16 protein-coding genes and 2 tRNA genes are annotated in these 17,491 nt (G+C 46.7%); 8 read left to right on the top strand and 10 right to left on the bottom strand.

Annotated elements, in window-relative coordinates; all coding sequences use genetic code 11:
* Window positions 1–197: 197 nt before the first annotated feature.
* Window positions 198–1,028 (bottom strand): CheR family methyltransferase, encoded by an 831-nt coding sequence (locus ACVA53_RS21690; RefSeq protein ID WP_446506229.1) that lies wholly within the window; start codon window positions 1,026–1,028, stop codon window positions 198–200.
* A gap of 41 nt (window positions 1,029–1,069) precedes the next feature.
* Window positions 1,070–1,987: a chemotaxis protein CheV gene (locus ACVA53_RS21685; protein WP_255042132.1), complete on the bottom strand. Its 918-nt coding sequence runs from the start codon at window positions 1,985–1,987 to the stop codon at window positions 1,070–1,072.
* A gap of 268 nt (window positions 1,988–2,255) precedes the next feature.
* Here ACVA53_RS21685 and flgA point away from each other — a divergent pair, with 268 nt between their 5' ends.
* The 3 genes from flgA (at window position 2,256) to ACVA53_RS21670 (ending at window position 3,746) form a co-directional block, all read left to right on the top strand.
* The gene (gene flgA, locus ACVA53_RS21680; protein ID WP_255042130.1) at window positions 2,256–2,870 is read left to right on the top strand and encodes a flagellar basal body P-ring formation chaperone FlgA; all 615 of its coding nucleotides are present in this window, start codon (window positions 2,256–2,258) and stop codon (window positions 2,868–2,870) included.
* Window positions 2,871–2,988: 118 nt separating this feature from the next.
* Window positions 2,989–3,300, top strand: coding sequence for a flagellar biosynthesis anti-sigma factor FlgM (gene flgM / locus ACVA53_RS21675; RefSeq protein ID WP_446506228.1), 312 nt, complete (start codon window positions 2,989–2,991; stop codon window positions 3,298–3,300).
* Between the two features lie 17 nt (window positions 3,301–3,317).
* On the top strand, window positions 3,318–3,746 hold the full coding sequence (locus tag ACVA53_RS21670) for a flagella synthesis protein FlgN (protein WP_255042125.1): 429 nt from the start codon (window positions 3,318–3,320) through the stop codon (window positions 3,744–3,746).
* Window positions 3,747–3,775: 29 nt separating this feature from the next.
* Here ACVA53_RS21670 and ACVA53_RS21665 read toward each other — a convergent pair whose 3' ends face one another.
* Together ACVA53_RS21665 and ACVA53_RS21660 are read right to left on the bottom strand one after the other, a co-directional pair.
* Window positions 3,776–4,201 carry an LPP20 family lipoprotein gene (locus ACVA53_RS21665; RefSeq protein ID WP_255042123.1) on the bottom strand — a complete coding sequence of 142 codons (426 nt, stop codon included), beginning with the start codon at window positions 4,199–4,201 and terminating at the stop codon, window positions 3,776–3,778.
* A gap of 8 nt (window positions 4,202–4,209) precedes the next feature.
* Window positions 4,210–4,845, bottom strand: a complete 636-nt coding sequence (locus ACVA53_RS21660) for a FlgO family outer membrane protein (protein WP_446506227.1) — start codon at window positions 4,843–4,845, stop codon at window positions 4,210–4,212.
* 228 nt (window positions 4,846–5,073) lie between these two features.
* Here ACVA53_RS21660 and ACVA53_RS21655 point away from each other — a divergent pair, with 228 nt between their 5' ends.
* Window positions 5,074–6,210, top strand: a complete 1,137-nt coding sequence (locus ACVA53_RS21655; protein WP_446506226.1) for a flagellar assembly protein FlgT — start codon at window positions 5,074–5,076, stop codon at window positions 6,208–6,210.
* 61 nt (window positions 6,211–6,271) lie between these two features.
* Window positions 6,272–6,348, top strand: a tRNA-Arg gene (locus tag ACVA53_RS21650).
* 211 nt (window positions 6,349–6,559) lie between these two features.
* Here the strand turns inward: ACVA53_RS21650 and ACVA53_RS21645 are convergent.
* Window positions 6,560–6,635: transfer RNA gene (locus ACVA53_RS21645), tRNA-Ala, on the bottom strand.
* Window positions 6,636–6,827: 192 nt separating this feature from the next.
* Entirely contained in the window at window positions 6,828–8,252 is a 1,425-nt protein-coding gene (gene gltX, locus ACVA53_RS21640) for a glutamate--tRNA ligase (RefSeq protein ID WP_446506225.1), read from the bottom strand.
* A 722-nt stretch (window positions 8,253–8,974) separates the two neighbouring features.
* On the opposite strand from gltX, the gene ACVA53_RS21635 reads away from it, so the two are divergent.
* The gene (locus ACVA53_RS21635) at window positions 8,975–9,169 is read left to right on the top strand and encodes a hypothetical protein (RefSeq protein WP_255042119.1); all 195 of its coding nucleotides are present in this window, start codon (window positions 8,975–8,977) and stop codon (window positions 9,167–9,169) included.
* A 55-nt stretch (window positions 9,170–9,224) separates the two neighbouring features.
* Here ACVA53_RS21635 and ACVA53_RS21630 read toward each other — a convergent pair whose 3' ends face one another.
* From ACVA53_RS21630 to zipA, 4 genes are all read right to left on the bottom strand, one after another.
* On the bottom strand, window positions 9,225–9,890 hold the full coding sequence (locus ACVA53_RS21630) for a DUF2057 family protein (protein WP_255042117.1): 666 nt from the start codon (window positions 9,888–9,890) through the stop codon (window positions 9,225–9,227).
* 75 nt (window positions 9,891–9,965) lie between these two features.
* Window positions 9,966–11,012, bottom strand: coding sequence for a porin (locus tag ACVA53_RS21625; RefSeq protein WP_255042116.1), 1,047 nt, complete (start codon window positions 11,010–11,012; stop codon window positions 9,966–9,968).
* A 535-nt stretch (window positions 11,013–11,547) separates the two neighbouring features.
* Window positions 11,548–13,563 (bottom strand): NAD-dependent DNA ligase LigA, encoded by a 2,016-nt coding sequence (ligA, locus tag ACVA53_RS21620; protein ID WP_446506224.1) that lies wholly within the window; start codon window positions 13,561–13,563, stop codon window positions 11,548–11,550.
* 138 nt (window positions 13,564–13,701) lie between these two features.
* Window positions 13,702–14,937, bottom strand: a complete 1,236-nt coding sequence (zipA, locus tag ACVA53_RS21615; RefSeq protein ID WP_446506223.1) for a cell division protein ZipA — start codon at window positions 14,935–14,937, stop codon at window positions 13,702–13,704.
* A gap of 432 nt (window positions 14,938–15,369) precedes the next feature.
* On the opposite strand from zipA, the gene cysZ reads away from it, so the two are divergent.
* Both cysZ and cysK read left to right on the top strand, forming a co-directional pair.
* Complete coding sequence (gene cysZ, locus ACVA53_RS21610) at window positions 15,370–16,143, top strand: sulfate transporter CysZ (protein ID WP_446506222.1); 774 nt, start codon at window positions 15,370–15,372, stop codon at window positions 16,141–16,143.
* Between the two features lie 187 nt (window positions 16,144–16,330).
* Window positions 16,331–17,299, top strand: a complete 969-nt coding sequence (gene cysK / locus ACVA53_RS21605; protein ID WP_446506221.1) for a cysteine synthase A — start codon at window positions 16,331–16,333, stop codon at window positions 17,297–17,299.
* The last annotated feature ends 192 nt before the right edge of the window (window positions 17,300–17,491 follow it).

Raw genomic sequence — 17,491 nt, 5'->3', positions numbered from 1 at the left:
GGGCGATGGGCGATGGGCGATGGGCGATGGGCGATGGGCGATGGGCGATGGGCGATGGGCGATGGGCGATGGGCGATCCAAATTTTTTGCAAGAGCCTGACCATGTCAAGCTCTTGCTTCTACTCTTTGCTTTTCCTCTAGCCTCTAGCCTCTAGCCTCTAGCCTCTAGCCTCTAGCCTCTAGCCTCTAGCCAAAGACTACTTAAGCTTATAAATGATACCCGGGTTACAACGGATCATCTCAAACTTATCGGTCAAGCCTGTTAGTGACTCCGACGCCCCCAGCAGCAGATAACCGCCCGGGTTGAGGCTGGCAGCCATTTGGTTGAGTACTTTCGCTTTCATCTCAGGCGAGAAGTAGATCAAGACATTGCGGCAGAAAATCACGTCAAACTTGCCGAGCAACGCATAGCTGTCCTTGAGATTCTGGGGACGGAAGTTCACCATCCGCTTGACCTTGTCATTGACCTTCAGCCGACCATCGCCATTGTCTTCGAAAAACATCCGCCGGCGCTCCATTGATAACCCGCGGCTAAGAGCCAAGTTATCATAAGCCCCGGAACGGCAGGTCTCCAGCATGGTCTGGGAGATATCGGTCGCGGTGATTTGTACTGAGTTCGCCAACATCCCCGGCCTGCGATTCTGGGTCTCCAGAACCGTCATCGCTATAGAGTATGGCTCCTGCCCCGATGAGCTGGCAGACGACCAAATTTTGATCGGCCGCTTATTCGCCGCCAGTTCTGGCAAAATACGGTCGGACAGCACTGTATAAGGGTATATATCACGAAACCACAGCGTTTCATTGGTTGTCATGGCATCAACTGCCGCCACCCGCAGCTCCCGATTACGCCCAGTATTAACCACCTGCAACAGTTCAGATAATGAAGATAATGAAAATTGACTGACTAAAGGACTGAGCCGGCTTCTTACCAAATACTGCTTACTGTCGCCCAGGACAATGCCACACTGGGCTTCGAGGAATCGGCAAAATTCACGGTATTCCTGATCGTTTATTGTTATAACTGTCATCTACTGCTCTAGTATGGTTATTCTGTGCTCGAGTATGCTTTTTATTTTGGCATTGCCGCTTTCACCGCAGCACCGAGTTCGTCAGGATTAAATTTAGGAATAAAGGCGTTAGCCCCAACACGCTCAACCATGGCTTGGTTAAAGACCCCACTCAATGAGGTATGAAGAATAACATGTAGATCCTTAAGTCGAGGATCATTACGGATTTCTGCAGTTAAGGTATAGCCATCCATTTCCGGCATCTCTATATCCGAAATCACCAATGACAACTGCTTGTAGATATCCCCTTCCTGAGCCATTTCGCGCAGCTTGATAATGGCCTCTTTACCATCTTTGACCAGAACACACTCGCAACCGATCGCCTCAATAGCTCGCTGTACCTGCTTGCGCGCCACACTGGAGTCATCAGCAACCAGTATCCTTCTGATATCAGGCAGATCTTCAATCAACTCTTCCAGCACCGTTGCGGTAATATTGGTATTAACCGGGGAAATTTCATCAAGGATCTTCTCGACATCGAGGATCTCGACCAGCTCATTATCGATTTCCGTCACTGCCGTCAGGTAATTGGCCTTACCCGCGCCCTTCGGCGGAGGAAGGATTGATTCCCAGTTCATATTGATAATGCGTTCAACCGAGGAAACCAGGAAGCCCTGAATCGAACGGTTGAATTCCGAGATAATCACAAAGCAGTTATCAAGATCGTCAATAGGACGGCCACCGGTTGCCAGGCTCATATCAATAACGGAAATAGTTTGCCCACGGATATGGGCAATCCCTTTCACCAACGGATGCAGGTTGGGCATCACCGTGAGTTTCGGGCACTGAAGCACTTCCTTAACTTTAAATACGTTGATCCCGTAACGTTGACGTCGATTAAGCCTGAAAGTGAGCAACTCTAGCCTGTTTTGACCAACCAGTTGGGTACGTTGATTCACCGAATCCAATATCCCCGACATATTTAGACGTCTCCTTGTTGTTTGTTTTTATAATTTGATACGTGTTTACTAGAGAAACAGGTGGTTAAATCACATATCATAGCCAATTAAAACTGCTTTTCTGAAACACCTACGGTGTGACGCAGTATCCCATTGTGACTAGCGACATTAAAGAGATAATTACGTGCTTAGCAAGTGGCTTAACATTCATATAATTTGTTTTATCGGCCTTCAGCTCTTTTTCTTTAGCGGTATTCGTCCGGTTTTGGCCAGCCAGGAGGCCGCCACCATGGCACCCGAAGCGATCAGCCAAGCCGCACAAGACCATGTCGCTCACCTAACCGAGCAAGCCAACGGTCGCTATACCATCACCCCCCCTAGCCTCGATAACCGCCTTCGCCTGCCTGAGTGCCCCGAGCCTCTGGTAACCGATATTCCCAACTCCAACTCACTCAGCGGTACGGTGTCGGTACTGGTGCGCTGCGAGCCGTTAAATTGGCAGATCTACGTTCCGGTCCGTGTCCAGCAAGTCCTCAACCGGGTCGTCGCTAAAGCGCCGCTACCAAGAGGCAGCGTCATTACCGCTGCTGATATCAATGTCGAAGAGATTGAACTAAGACGGCAGCGAGGTGCCTCGTTCTCGGCTCCCGAGCAACTCATTGGTTCTAAAGTAAAGCGCCCTGTCCGGCTAGGGGAAATCATATTGGCCAGCGACATCTGCTTGGTATGTCGAAATGATACGGTGCTAATTAAAGCCGGAAATGATGGGCTATCCATTATCACAGAAGGAAAGGCACTTTCAGATGGTTCGCTGGGTGAGCAGATCCGCGTACAGAACAACCGCTCGAAAAAAGTGATAACCGGTGTGGTGAGTGCTGTCGGTGAAGTCACCGTCAGGTATTAAATAGCGAAAAGGTGAAGTATTAATTACCGAAATTTTACGTACAATCCCTAAAGGTTTTGCTATCGTTGTCGATAATACAGTAGCTATAGAGCCAAACTGCACGTTCAAGGAGTTTCTAATGCCTACTATCAACAACATACGTACTAACCAGCCAATGACCAGTGGCGGCAATGTTAGCCATGCCGAAACGGGCAAAGGCAAACCGACGGCTGAAGCCAAAACCAGCGCTACCGATTCGGATTCTGTCTCCCTGAGTAGCCAAGGCCAATCTGTGGGCCAGATCCACCAGCAGCTTGCGACTCAAGAATCCTTTGATACTGAGAAAGTGAACGCGATCAAAGAAGCCATTGCTAATGGCTCCTACGTTATTGATGCCGATAAATTAGCGGCTAATATGATTAAGCTAGAAGACGATTTAAAAGGCCTTTAAGGAACGGATGAGAGTGTATGTCTACTTCTATAGAGCAACTTCTTGAACAGCAACAGAAGAACCTTACCTCTTTGGCTACCCTGCTTGAACAAGAGCAAAAAGCGATTGTCGAACGCCAGTCCGAGCAGATCCTTGAGTGTGCCGAGAAAAAAATGGCGCTAATCAACAATATCAAACTGGTCGATCATCAGCTTTCTGTTCACCCAGACAAAGCAAGGCTTATGGAAGGTGGAGACTTGGCGACTACGGTTAAGTCATTGAAGGCCCAAACCAATGATTGCCAGTCGACTAACGAGGTCAATGGTGAAGCCCTAATGCGTGCCCAGCTCAGCTTCCACAAGCTCAACAACTTGCTGCAACAAAGCCGCGGCAAGCACCAAATGACCTACAACAGCGAAGGGGCCACCCAGAATACCCGCACTCTAGGCACCGATCTCAAAGCCTAAATCCAATACATCATGTCTGCAGAACACGCTTAGAACATGATCTCTTGGCTTTGGGGAACAGCATAAATTTCTGCACTTCCCTTTAATCGCTCCATCCTGTTGATATCCAGCTGCATTTCGGTCACATAATTGTCGCCCAGCGGATAACTTCGGATCACCTCAGCTCCACGGATACTTCCATCGACCGAGCTATCATTGCTTTCAAAATTCAACTGTTGGTCATCCATCTCGGAACGGGCAGAAATACGGATCCCGTAAACCTGCTCAGTCAGCTCGCGGTAGGCGTCGAGTTTTGATGCCCGCATTGCACGCATCCGTTTCTCTTCTATGTTCTTACCAGATTGCTCGCTGATCGATGCATAGCCAATTGCTGTAATAATATCTGTGTTGCGTGTTTCAACCAAAGGCTGACACCCGACAAGAAAAGATAAAACCAACAGATACCAATAACGCATTTCTACTCCTAAGGTTTAATAACAACGGTATTTCTGTCGTGGGACAGCGTTTCATCGCGGATGATCCAGCCATTATCCATTCGCATTCTGTTCAAGCTATCAAGATCACGGCCAATTCGGTCTGCCGGCAAGAAGCCCTGTGCCGAGGCAATCACCACCCGAGAGCGAATACCGATAATACGGGCATTTACCAGCACACCTGCCGATTGGCGTAACATCGTCCCAGCCAGCACGTAATCGACTGGTTGTTCAGAGGGTAATTGCTGCCAATCGCGGCTGAGTGCAAAATCGCCATCTGGGGTTACTTTGATCCCACCCGTGACCTTATAGTCCACCACGGTATAACCACGCTGCTGCATCTGATAAATCAGACCTTCTGAGACAGTATTGCCCAGCCAGTTGGTCTCATCCATGTCTTGGAGATCAACAAACGATGTCACGGCCAACGGTGTGCGAGCAGTTAAATATTGGTTGGACTCAATCAGTTTGGTCGCCATCCCCTCAATAAAGAAGTCCATGGTATGCCGCGGCATCTCATCCAAACTGTGCCGATTACCAGTGTAAGGTTCTTTACCGTTGTAAATGGGAGAATAGGCGCATGATGTTACCAACATTGCCATCAACACAATTGCCCACTTTTTCATAATTTACAGCTCCAATTGAAAAGAGACTTCAGACCCATAGCTTGTTATCGTAGGCTCAAACAAAAACTTTATTGTTAAAGTCAAAAATTCGGGAATGCTCTTTGCATTACCCTTTGAATACTATGAAAGCCGCCATTCAATCTCGTTACCGATAGTGGCACTCTCGCTTCTACTTGTTCGCATTCAACTTACAGTAGATAAGCAATTATTATACCTAAAGTGGAAGACATGAGAAAAAAGATCCTCCTCACCCTAAGCTGTCTCTGGTTAGTCATGACCCTGCCAGTCAATGCCGCATGGTATGAAGTTACCGGCTCAGCCGTTGTCCTGCAAAGCGAGGCTCAAGCCCGACAGAGCGCACTGGAAGATGCCGTGTTACAGGTGATCCGCTATGCCGGTGCCGATCTTTCCTCCTTCAATCGCGTTAAGCCCTACCTCAAAAACAGCCGTGAACATTACCAGTTCAGTGGTAGTGAGCTGCGTCAAATTACGGTAACTAAAACGAATAAGAAAAGCGGCAACCTTTACCTAACGGCACAAGTCGAGGTATTCCCCTCGGCAAGAACTTGCCACAAGGTACAATATAAAAAAGGCTTGCTACTGGGCGAGTTTGATATCCGCTCACCGCAGCATGCCTCACTTGGCGGGATCTACCAACTCGGAGACAACTTTACCTCTGTATTGAAGCGGCAACTAGAAACCCGCTCACAAAGTTTTGTGGTCTCAGGCACTACCCGCGTTCAAATCAACCCAGGCTACCCAAGCCAAATGGTCATGCTTGCAGAAGATAATGACGCCCAATACATTATCAGTGGCCAAATCACTGATCTGACGTCCACTTTGGATCAGAAGCTTTTGCGTAGCGATACAATCAATCGGCAATTTGCTGCCGAGCTTCAGCTACTTGATGGCAAGACTGGCGAGATACTTATGCAGAACCAATACCGTGAAGTCGCCAACTGGCCGTTTTCACGCACCAGCCAAGTCGATACCGGTAGTGCACGTTTCTGGCAATCGGCTTACGGCCAAGCTGTACAGCGAGTCAGTCAGAACATGATGCTGGATCTTGAAAGCAATCTAGCCTGCCGCACCAACTTGCCTGAAGTCGTGCGTAACCATGGTAATACCGTTCATATCAACCAAGGCCGCAAGCATGGCGTCAAGCAAGGTGATCAACTCGCTCTATGGCACAGCGCTGGGTTTATTGATCAGAACGGGATCCCAAGAAACCGTATGGTGCAGACCGATATCACTCTGGTGGTAGATCGGGTTTACGAGAAGTCAGCAGAGCTAAGCGTTGAGCAAGCTGAGCTTGCCAACAGCATCCAACCTGGTGATTTGCTAACCAAACAGATTGATGATTAGTAGTAATCACTTAATTTATTGGTATTTTTTTGTATAATGGTGGAATCAAGCAATGCTTGTTGCTCCCTTAGCTCAGCTGGATAGAGCGTCCCCCTCCTAAGGGGAAGGCCGCAGGTTCGACTCCTGCAGGGAGCGCCATATTCTAAGGCCCAGCTACCATTACGTAGCTGGGCCTTTTTCATTTTGGCTTGTTGTTTACATCGTAAAATCAATACTGATGTATAGGTTACCCAACTCATACTCTTTCCAGTGCAAATCCAAGATCAATTACTTATCCAGGTTGGTATAAAGCGGAGTAACAAAGAAGTCTTAAAACGAAAAAACCTCGCCTAAGCGAGGTTTTAAAATTTGGTGGAGCTATGCGGGATCGAACCGCAGACCTCTTCGCTGCCAGCGAAGCGCTCTCCCAGCTGAGCTATAGCCCCAAATTGTGGAATTGATAATAAAAACTTAGTTAAATCATGTCAATAGATGCATTTGGGAGTTTGTCACTTCAATCATGGTTTCGTGATTTTTGTCACACCAAATTTCTTATAGCCATAACTAACCCATTCGGCACAAAGAAAAACGGAAAGGCCATAACCCTTCCGTTTAATCTTTGTGACAGAAAAATAAGCTTAGCTGTTTGCTTCACGCTCTGCGATAAATGCCAGTGCCATCTTGATACGAGCCGCGACGCGCTCTTTACCAATCAGCTGCATAACGGCGTCAACAGATGGTGACTGGCCTTGACCGGTAACAGATACGCGTAATGGCATACCCACTTTACCCATACCAAGTTCCAGCTCTTCACAGGTTTCTTTAATCACATTGTGAAGGTTTTCAGTCGTCCACTCTTCAAGTGCTTCAACTTTTGCCAGCGCCAGTTCAAGCGCACCTTTAGCAACTGGGCGTAGGTGCTTCTTCGCAGCACCGGCTTCAAACTCGCTGAAGTCCTGGTAGAAGTAACGTGACTGCTCAGCTAGTTCAATCAGCGTATTACAACGCTCACCCACCAACTTAATCACGTCAGTGATTGCTGGGCCGTCTGTAATAGCAATTTCTTTTTGATCCAAATGCCACTGCAGGTACTCTGCAACGTACTCTGGTTCAGCCGTCTTGATGTAGTGGTTATTCAACCACAACAGCTTGTCGGTATTAAATGCAGAGGCAGACTTGCTGATTGAATCGAGGCTAAATAGCTTGATCATCTCTTCCAGCGAGAAGATTTCCTGATCACCGTGAGACCAACCCAGACGAACCAAGTAGTTCAGAAGGGCCTGAGGCAAGTAACCTTCATCACGGTATTGCATCACGCTTACCGCACCATGGCGCTTAGAAAGCTTGGCACCGTCATCACCCAGGATCATTGCACAGTGAGCAAACTCTGGTACCGGTGCACCAAGCGCTTCATAGATGTTGATCTGGCGAGGCGTGTTGTTGATATGATCTTCACCACGAACAACCTGAGTGATCCCCATATCCCAGTCATCAACAACTACACAGAAGTTGTAGGTTGGGCTGCCATCGGTACGGCGAATGATAAGATCATCCAGTTCACTGTTAGCAATTTCAATACGACCACGAACGTGGTCATCAAATACTACCGTTCCCTCTTTCGGGTTACGGAAACGGATAACAAATGGCGAGTCTTCCGTTGCTGCAGCATTTGCCGCGACAATTTTTGGATGATTTGCATCGTAGCGAGGTTTTACACCTGCCGCCATCTGCTCTTCACGAAGTTCGTCTAGTAACTCTTTCGGGCAGTAACACTTATACGCCTTGTCTTCAGCCATCAACTGATCAATAAGCTGGTTGTAACGATCAAAACGTTTGGTCTGGTAGTAAGGCCCCTCATCCCAATTCAGACCCAGCCACTCCATACCTTCAAGAATGGCGTCGATCGCTTCCTGTGTAGAGCGCTCTAGGTCAGTATCTTCGATACGAAGAACAAATTCGCCACCCATATGTTTAGCAAACAACCAAGAATAAAGAGCCGTACGAGCACCACCAACGTGCAAAAAGCCTGTTGGGCTCGGTGCAAAGCGAGTTTTAACCGTCATTGAACATTACCTAGTTTATGAAGGAGCAGCAGTACCGAAAGCGTACCACTGCAAAAAAATATGGCTGATATTCTATCATTGTTAAGCAAATCTACAATCTTATCTCTTCCGCGTAGTTCAATAGGCTGTAAGCTCACCTGAAGGGGCGATTCTATCAACCCTGACCATACATAAGCGTGTCGAGTCACATGCCTGCAGGCAAATAAATGCAGGCAAAACAGTAAAGAAAAGGTTACAAGATCTAATAAACCTTAAGGTTCTGCTATCGCTAATGACAAAAACGGATCTCTGGTGTTTTAAAGGAAAAACCAAATACAAAATAACATGCAGTTTTCATAAACTTTATTTAACAACCGAAAGAGTATGAATTAACTATTATTTTTCCTTGTTAATTTACTTAATAAAAATACTCATCAAGCTAAATAAACGAATAAATAAAATTTAAACGACAAAAAAAATCACATCTTAAAAATAAGAATATCTATTTTAATAGGTTTGACCGATAACAAACCAAAGACATAAGAGATTGATCTATAAGGACAAAACAAAAATAAATCGCCATACTTATTTATTTGTATAAATTTAGGTTAATTTTCGAAATTTTTTGACCTTTCACTTATCCTATACATAAACTGAATTGGAGAGATAAGCAACGGAGTTAATTATCTGAATTTAAGCAATGGAAGGCTTACTCTAATTCATCTAATAAAGTTGAGGTTATTATGAAAAGTGTAATTGCTATAGCAATGGCAACATTCTTATTTTTATCAGGTAATGCAATGGCTAACTCAAGCTCTGGTGGTGCAAAAGCCTCTTCAGCTGCTGGCCCTTGGATCGACTGTATCCTGCCCGATGGTAAAGTTGAGTATATGCCACTGATGATTTGCAAGATTCAGAAGAATGGCAAAGTTAAATAGCACTTTGAATAGGGAGTGGTAATCATACCCCCACTCCCGTAGAATTTTTCTGCAGTTACTGAGACTGTGCCCAATGCAGGAAGGTTTGTTTCTGTTCAGCCGTCAGGCGAAGATAATCGGCCTGCAGAAGGATCAAAGCGTTATCATTTACCGCTAATGAAACTTCAGGCTGGATTTGTTGTGGCTTAGTCGCAACAGCTGGCCCTGATGCGCTGGTTAGAAGTAACTGTGGTCTTACATCTTTAGCAACAAAGCCTTGAGCAAGGTTATAATCGTCAAGCTCTTTGACATAATCGCGCATCATACCTGACGTGCGAAGTAGAATACCTTGATGAAAAGAGTCAAAAGATTGGCTTCCTTCATCAATTTTCATCACAGGATTTTTATCAAAGCCATTGATTTGATGGTCACGGACAATATGCCTGGTTGGGCCGACTGATAATTCAGTGTCTTCAACATCAAACGTCAGCACGACGGGTTCTGAAATGAGCTTTTTATATTCACCGCTATATGACACAAGCTTCGATACTCGGACCACTAATTGATTAGCGCCATTATCCAACGTTATTGATTCAGGGCTTTTGGCAAGAAGTCCCATCGACTCCCCATTGGCTACCAGCAATTCCAAGTCTTTATCAAATGTTACCTCTACTGCCGCGTTGGCTATTCCAGCAGATAGTAAAGCAGTAGTGGCAATAAAGGTTTTCAGTGTGTTTATCATATCTACCCCTAGAAGAAAAAAGCGAGCATCTGATTCCGATGCTCGCAGTTGTGTTTATACCATGTCTAAGATGACTTAGAAGTAGTATTCAGCACCTAATAGAATACGTGTACCGTCATGCTCATCGCTATTACCAAACATGTCGTAGTTACGAACATCCAAGAACAGGTAAGTGCTTGGTAGTAAGTAACCTAGGCGACCTGTGATTGCTTGAGATGCAGTGTCTTTTGTGAGGCCACGACCATCTTCAAGGTCTATAGCATTATCGGCATCCGTTGTGGCAGCATAACCCAGCTTGTATACCCACTTATCGTTCATGATGTACTGTGCAGTTGCAGAGTAGGCGTCTTGCTGATTGTCAGTCTTATCATCCCACATTGGCTTATACGCCGCGGTGAATTGGAAGTCACCGACCCACAAAGTACCACCAAGGATTGCATAAGACACATCGCCAGCTTTTTCGCCATCACTGTCCGTGTACGATGCTTGGTTGTAGTAACCCGCATGGATATTGAACATGTCTGTGGTGTAGCCTGCAGCGATACTTGATACTAGTGCATCGTTTGTCTCTGTCATGCCACTTAGGGTCGCTTGCATCTTGAAGCCGCCCCAGTTAGCTGAGTCGTAGCGGACAACGTCGTTAGCACGGTCTTGGAAGCCAACGTCCATAGCATTGTGCCAATCGAACACGTTACCAAGACCTGGGTTTGAGTGAGGCCAATCGACGTAATCGTAAGCAGCGACTAGCTGACGACCGATTTTAATTTGACCGAAGTTATCAAACTCTAGACCTAGGTATGTATCACGACCACCAAACGAACCTTGTCCATCACCGTTACCTTCACGGTTCCAAGCGTTACCTGTTTCAATCTGGTAGATGAAAGCAGGACCAAAGTTGTCATAGGCAACTTTACCACGTAGGCCTAGACGAGATTCGATTTCAACAACAGTGTTGTCTTCTGCACCTTTTGCATCAGCTTGCCATAATTGCAAACTACCTGCTGCCTGACCGTATAGCACTACGCTCTCACCAGCAAGTTCGATTGCTGCATTCGCATTGCCTGCTACTGCGGTCATTGCAATAGCCGCACCCAATAGAGAACGTTTGAACATCTTATCCATGGAATAAACTCCTAAAAATACTAGCTGTGTTTACTTGTGCCTAAAAGGTTGGCCGCCGTGGGCAACAAGTAACTCTCCCGATATGTTAGCCGGGTAGTTTCCCGACCAATTCATATTTTTTCGTTTTAAGCTGAACTGCTGTCTAACTTCACCCCTAAGACTACTTTCACAGCAAAAAACATCAAACAGAACTTAATTTATTGTTTAAAAAATATGACTCAGTGCAAACTTTGGGGCGATTAGTGATCCGGATCAACCCAGCTCACCCAAAAGCAAGCAACGACAATAAAATTAATAAAAACAATATCTTACCCACATCACCTCTTGTTGTTTATTGTTTGGGGATGTTTTTGACACATTCCTTTGTAATTGATTACATCCTTTCTGACAGTCCCATAACAGCTGAAAAGCCCCTATGATTTCGAGTCGAAAAATAACTACAAAAAAATACCATAACCATAAAAAAACAGCTCTAAGGACATAGCCTTAGAGCTGCTTAACGTTAATTCCGTCAATAAATTATATTTTAACGTTTTTAACGAGCCATGAAGTCTACAAGCTGCTGTTCATCCCAGATTTCGATGCCAAGCTCTTGAGCTTTGGTCAATTTTGACCCTGCCGCTTCACCAGCAACCAGTAGGTCCGTCTTTTTAGAAACACTTCCGGTTACCTTGGCACCCAGGTTTTGCAGTGCAGCCTTCGCATCTGAACGCGTTAACTGCGACAAGCTGCCGGTCAAAACAACGATTTTCCCTTCTAGGGGTAATTCAACATCATCATCGCGCTTTTCAATCGCCGGCCAATGGATTCCTACCGCAATAAGATCCTCAATCACAGCCAGGTTATGCGCCTCACGGAAGAAGTTATAAACATGGGCAGCAACTATCTCACCGACATCTGAGACTTCAATTAGCTGCTCTTTGCTTGCGGCTTCAATCGCTGGCAAGGTTTCAAAGTGAGCAGCCAAGTTAGCCGCTGTTGCCTCGCCCACTTCTCGAATACCTAACGAATATAAGAAACGTGCAAGTGTGGTTAGCTTAGAGGCAGCCAGTGAATCCACTAGCTTCTGTGCAGATTTCGGCCCCATCCTTTCTAACACAGTGACGACACCCGCTGATAGCTTGAACAGATCAGCAGGCGTTGCCACCATTTCGCGATCAACCAGTTGTTCAATGATTTTTACGCCACAGCCATCCACATCCAATGCTTTACGAGATACAAAATGCTTCAAGGCTTCTTTTCGTTGTGCCTGGCAGAATAGACCGCCAGAACAACGAGCAACCGCTTCACCTTCCACTCGCTCAACTTTTGAATCACACACCGGGCAAGATTCAGGAAAAACAATCGGCTTTGCATCGGCCGGACGACGGGATTCAATAACAGAGGCAATCTGTGGGATCACATCACCGGCCCGGCGGATCACTACCGTATCACCGACCATTACGCCAAGACGGGCAATTTCATCGGCATTGTGTAGCGTTGCATTACTGACAGTCACACCACCAACAAAGACGGGCTCTAATTTTGCCACCGGGGTAATTGCACCGGTTCGACCCACTTGGAACTCGACGTTATTCAATATTGTGAGTTCTTCCTGAGCTGGGAATTTATAGGCAATGGCCCAGCGAGGAGCACGAGCGACAAAACCTAGCTTCTGCTGAAGCGCAACATCATCAATCTTGATCACCACACCGTCGATTTCATACGGCAGGGCTTCACGCTTATCGCCGATCATCTTATGGTAAGTGATCACCTCATCCATACTGGCCAACTGGCGGATTTCCGGGCACATCGGCAGACCCCATCCTTTAAGCTGGACCAAGCGTTCATACTGACTTGGTGCCAACTCCAAACCTTCAACGACACCCACGGAGTAAGCATAAAAACTCAAAGGGCGAGTCGCGGTGATCTTTGAGTCAAGCTGACGCAAACTACCTGCCGCTGCATTACGGGGATTGGCAAAAGCCTTTTCGCCTTTCTTCAACGCTTTTTCATTCAGCGCTTCAAAGCCTTTTTTCGGCATGAAAACTTCGCCACGTACTTCAAGACGAGCCGGCCAACCTTCACCGCGAAGTTTCAACGGTATCGAGCGGATAGTACGCACATTCTCAGTAATATTCTCCCCCATAGCGCCATCACCTCGGGTGGCTGCCTGGATCAATACGCCATTTTCATACATCAAACTTACTGCCAAGCCGTCTAGTTTCGGCTCACAGCAGTAAGTCAGCGAGGATTCCGACAACAAGCGATCCAACATTCGCTTTTCAAAGGCATGAAGGTCATCATCATTGAACGCATTGTCCAACGACAGCATCGGAATTTCATGGGTGATCTGGGTAAAGCCGTCAAGCGGCTTGCCACCGACTCGCTGACTTGGGGAATCCACAGTTACAAGCTCCGGAGATTCAGCCTCAAGTGCCAGCAACTGCTGCATCATACGGTCGTATTCAACATCAGGAATTTCCGGGTTGTCTTCTACGTAATAGCGGTGACCGTGATAGGCGAGAAGTTCACGCAACTCGTCAAGTTGCTGCTGAATGTCGTGACTCATATATGTACCTGTTCTAATACCAAGTCGCTTTACCCTCTAGGGCTAGCTCGGAAAAGGATATAAAAAAACAAGGCCCCTTATACCAAAACGTATAAAGGGCCAATTTGTATTCGTTCCACTCAATGTGGTTATAGCGGATCAGTTAACAGTATAACGCTGGGCTTTATCTCTATAGCCACTGATCCTATGGGGGGTGATCAGGTTACGCTCATGATCAAGCACATCACCACCAAGGCTATCCGCAATACGCTGAACGGTTTGCAACATAATGTTAAAGCTCTGATCTGCCCGACCAACCGCACAAGGAAGCATCAAATAAAATGCAACTCCCGGCGTTTCAAAGCTATCACTACCGCCTTCAGGGAAATGCGCCGGATGGACCATGTTAGTAACGCTAAAGATCGCAGGCCCTGTACCAGCCGCATCAACATGGCGATGATAGACTGAGTTCTCACCAAAAATCAGGTGGTTTTGCTCAAAAGCGTTAAAAAGTCGGCTGCCGCGGAATAACTCACCATTTCGAGCATGGATATTCAGCACCAGGTAGTCAGGAGGAAGTACTTCGGCCTCCGCTGGTTGTTTTGGCTCTTCGACTGGCTTCGAGGCTTCGTCTAAAGTCGGTTCAACGACAGGCTCAAGCGCTGCCATTTCAACTGTATCGGCAGGCTGTCTCAATTCAGGGGCTGCAACCTCAACCTCTGCAGAAGAAACATTCTGCTCTTGCTCAGTTAAACTAACTGTGTGTCGAGCAACTTGCTGGTTACTTTCGATTGACTCAATGGATGCAGTTTCATCAAAAGTAACTTGCTCAGCACTTTCAACATTTAAAACAGGCTCGACCTTTTCAGCGGCCTTCTTATTAGGCTGCTGCTGGATAGGAGGCTGTGGCGCGATCAGCTCTTGCTTCACGGCTTGCGGCTCAGTTTGGACATGAGACTGTGGTTCGGCTGGCACCGAATTATCCAAAGACGCAGGCACAACCACTTTTTCTACCACAGGCTCTTCGGCTTGCATGTTCTTAGCTTCAGAAACAGACGTCATTTCACTTTGTACAGGCGCAGGCGCTGGAGTCGCAACGACTTGTCCGTCCAATAGCGGGTCAGCATCCAGCTTCGCACCAAAGTGCAATTCTGGCTCTTTCCTTTCCTGACGAGGCGCTTCAGCAGACGCATTTTCAGAGCCTAAGACCCTAACGCTGCCTACACCATCCTTATCAAAACCTTCCGAATCTCGGGAAGCCTTGTTCAACTTACCCAGTGGCTTCTCACCAAATTTTGCAGGCTTTTCCTTCCGACTACTCCACAATCCGTGAAGTAATAGCCCTGCAATAGCGAGCGCACCGACAATAATAAGAACCAGACGCAATTCCTGCATATGAATACTCTGAATTTACTTGTAACCCATAACCGGGCAAATCAACATCTGGATTACATCCACTGGCAAGCCAGTGTGTAACCTCAACGACTTAGCTTGGCACTTTTTATCACAAACTGACATGACATTATGACAATAAAGTGCAAATTAAAAAACCAACGACAGTCCTTCAGTGAAGTCGTTTACAACATTCATTATGGACTTAACTTTACTCTAATGTATCAAAACTCAAATCAGAATGAGAAGACGAATGTCGTTATTCGTGCAAGATAGTGCTACCGAGCACAAAAATGAACAAGCTTTGACCGTTTTTGCCAATATCCAGCTGACGCTATGCGGCGTTAATTTGCTTATAGCTATTAATCACCGTTACTATCACTGCCAACACTGATCATTTATGTCTGTATTCTGATTATTTGCCAAGGAGCCAATATGCAATCGTCCCGGCAGCCCCACCCCCAACTTTCAGCCCCGTTGAGTGGTGCCGGTTATTTCTTTCGTGGAATTTCGCTGGCAACCCAACCGGGCACACGACGCTTCGTGCTTTTCCCTCTACTGATTAATATCGTTCTGTTCGGTACGGCATTTGGTTTAGTGCTAAGCCAGCTCGGTACATGGATAGACGGTTGGATGAACCAGCTGCCAAGCTGGCTCGATTGGCTGTCCTACCTACTTTGGCCACTGCTTGCCATTGCGACCTTGGTCACCTTCTCCTATCTGTTCAGTACAATAGCCAACTGGATCGCCGCGCCCTTCAATGGACTCCTCGCCGAACACCTCGAAGCCAAGCTGACAGGCCAAAAGGCACCCGATACTGGTATCACCGAGGTAATGAAAGATTTTCCGCGGATCATGCACCGTGAATGGATCAAGCTGAAGTATTACATGCCCAAAGCGCTCGGACTGTTCATTTTGCTGTGGATCCCCGCCGTTGGCCAGACTGTCGGCCCGGTACTGTGGTTCTTGTTCAGTGCCTGGATGATGAGTATCCAGTACGCCGATTACCCGTTTGACAACCACAAGGTCCCTTTCACGACCATGCGCGACGCATTGAAAACCAAACGCGGTACATCATTGAGCTTTGGTAGTTTAGTCATGGTGTGCACCATGACCCCTATCGTCAACTTGTTTGTAATGCCGGTTGCGGTGTGTGGCGCAACCGCCATGTGGGTCGACCACTACCGTGAGCAGCACAGGAACTTTTAATCTGGCGACTGGCTAATGGCGACAGGCGAGCGGAAAGTAACCGCTCGTCTTTCTTAGTTACTTGGCCTTCCATACGGATTTCCCATATAACAATAAGATATAACTACAAATTACTTTGCAAACGTCGTTTACGAGTTATGCTTAACGTGTCTTATATTTTTTAACGCGTTACGAAGGAACGACAACAATGAGCAAGATCTACGAAGATAACTCCCTAACAATTGGTAACACTCCGCTCGTTCGCCTTAACCGAGTCAGTAAAGGGAACGTCTTGGCTAAAGTTGAAGCACGCAACCCAAGCTTCAGCGTTAAATGTCGTATCGGCGCTAATATGATTTGGGATGCCGAGAAGAAAGGTATTTTGAAAGAAGGTGTTGAGCTTGTTGAACCAACAAGTGGTAACACAGGTATTGCTCTTGCGTTTGTTGCTTCAGCCCGTGGCTATAAACTTACCCTGACCATGCCAGAAAGCATGAGCCTAGAGCGCCGTAAGCTGCTAAAAGCTCTGGGCGCAAACCTTGTTCTGACCGAAGCACCAAAAGGCATGAAAGGTGCTATCGAGAAGGCCGAAGAAATTGTCGCCTCTGACCCAGACAAATACCTACTACTTCAGCAATTCAACAATCCAGCCAACCCTGAAATCCACGAAAAAACAACGGGTCCTGAAATTTGGGATGCGACCGAAGGCAACGTTGATGTGTTCGTTTCAGGTGTCGGTACCGGCGGTACACTGACCGGTGTTAGCCGCTATATCAAACAGCAGAAAGGCAAGGCGATTACGACGGTTGCTGTCGAACCATCCGAGTCACCGGTTATCACTCAAGCGCTTAATGGTGATGAGATCAAACCGGCTCCGCACAAAATCCAAGGTATTGGTGCAGGCTTCATTCCTGGCAACCTTGAACTTGATTTGATTGACGAAGTTGAGCTTGTAAGCTCAGAAGATGCGATTGATATGGCACGCCGCCTAATGGAAGAAGAAGGCATCTTGGCTGGTATATCTTCTGGCGCGGCAGTGGTAGCAGCAAATCGCATCGCCGAACGTACGGAATTTGCCGGCAAAAACATCGTTGTTGTGCTACCAAGTTCAGGTGAACGTTACCTTTCAACTGCATTGTTTGCCGGTATCTTCACCGACAAAGAAACCCAACAGTGATCACACTTTTAGGTGTTACCACTCCAAATTCGCCTAAAAAGCCTCCCTACGGGGGGGCTTTTTGTTGCATTTTGGCCGTAGCTTTAATATAAATCCGTTGTGTTTATTTTTAGCTTCAAAATAAAAGGTCAAAAAACAAACTGGCCGAAGTTAGAAAAGCGAGAAAAGTCACTAAAAATTGACTTGGATTAA

This window comes from Photobacterium sp. DNB23_23_1 (assembly GCF_052873815.1).
This window is presented reverse-complemented; position numbering and strand designations above follow the sequence as displayed.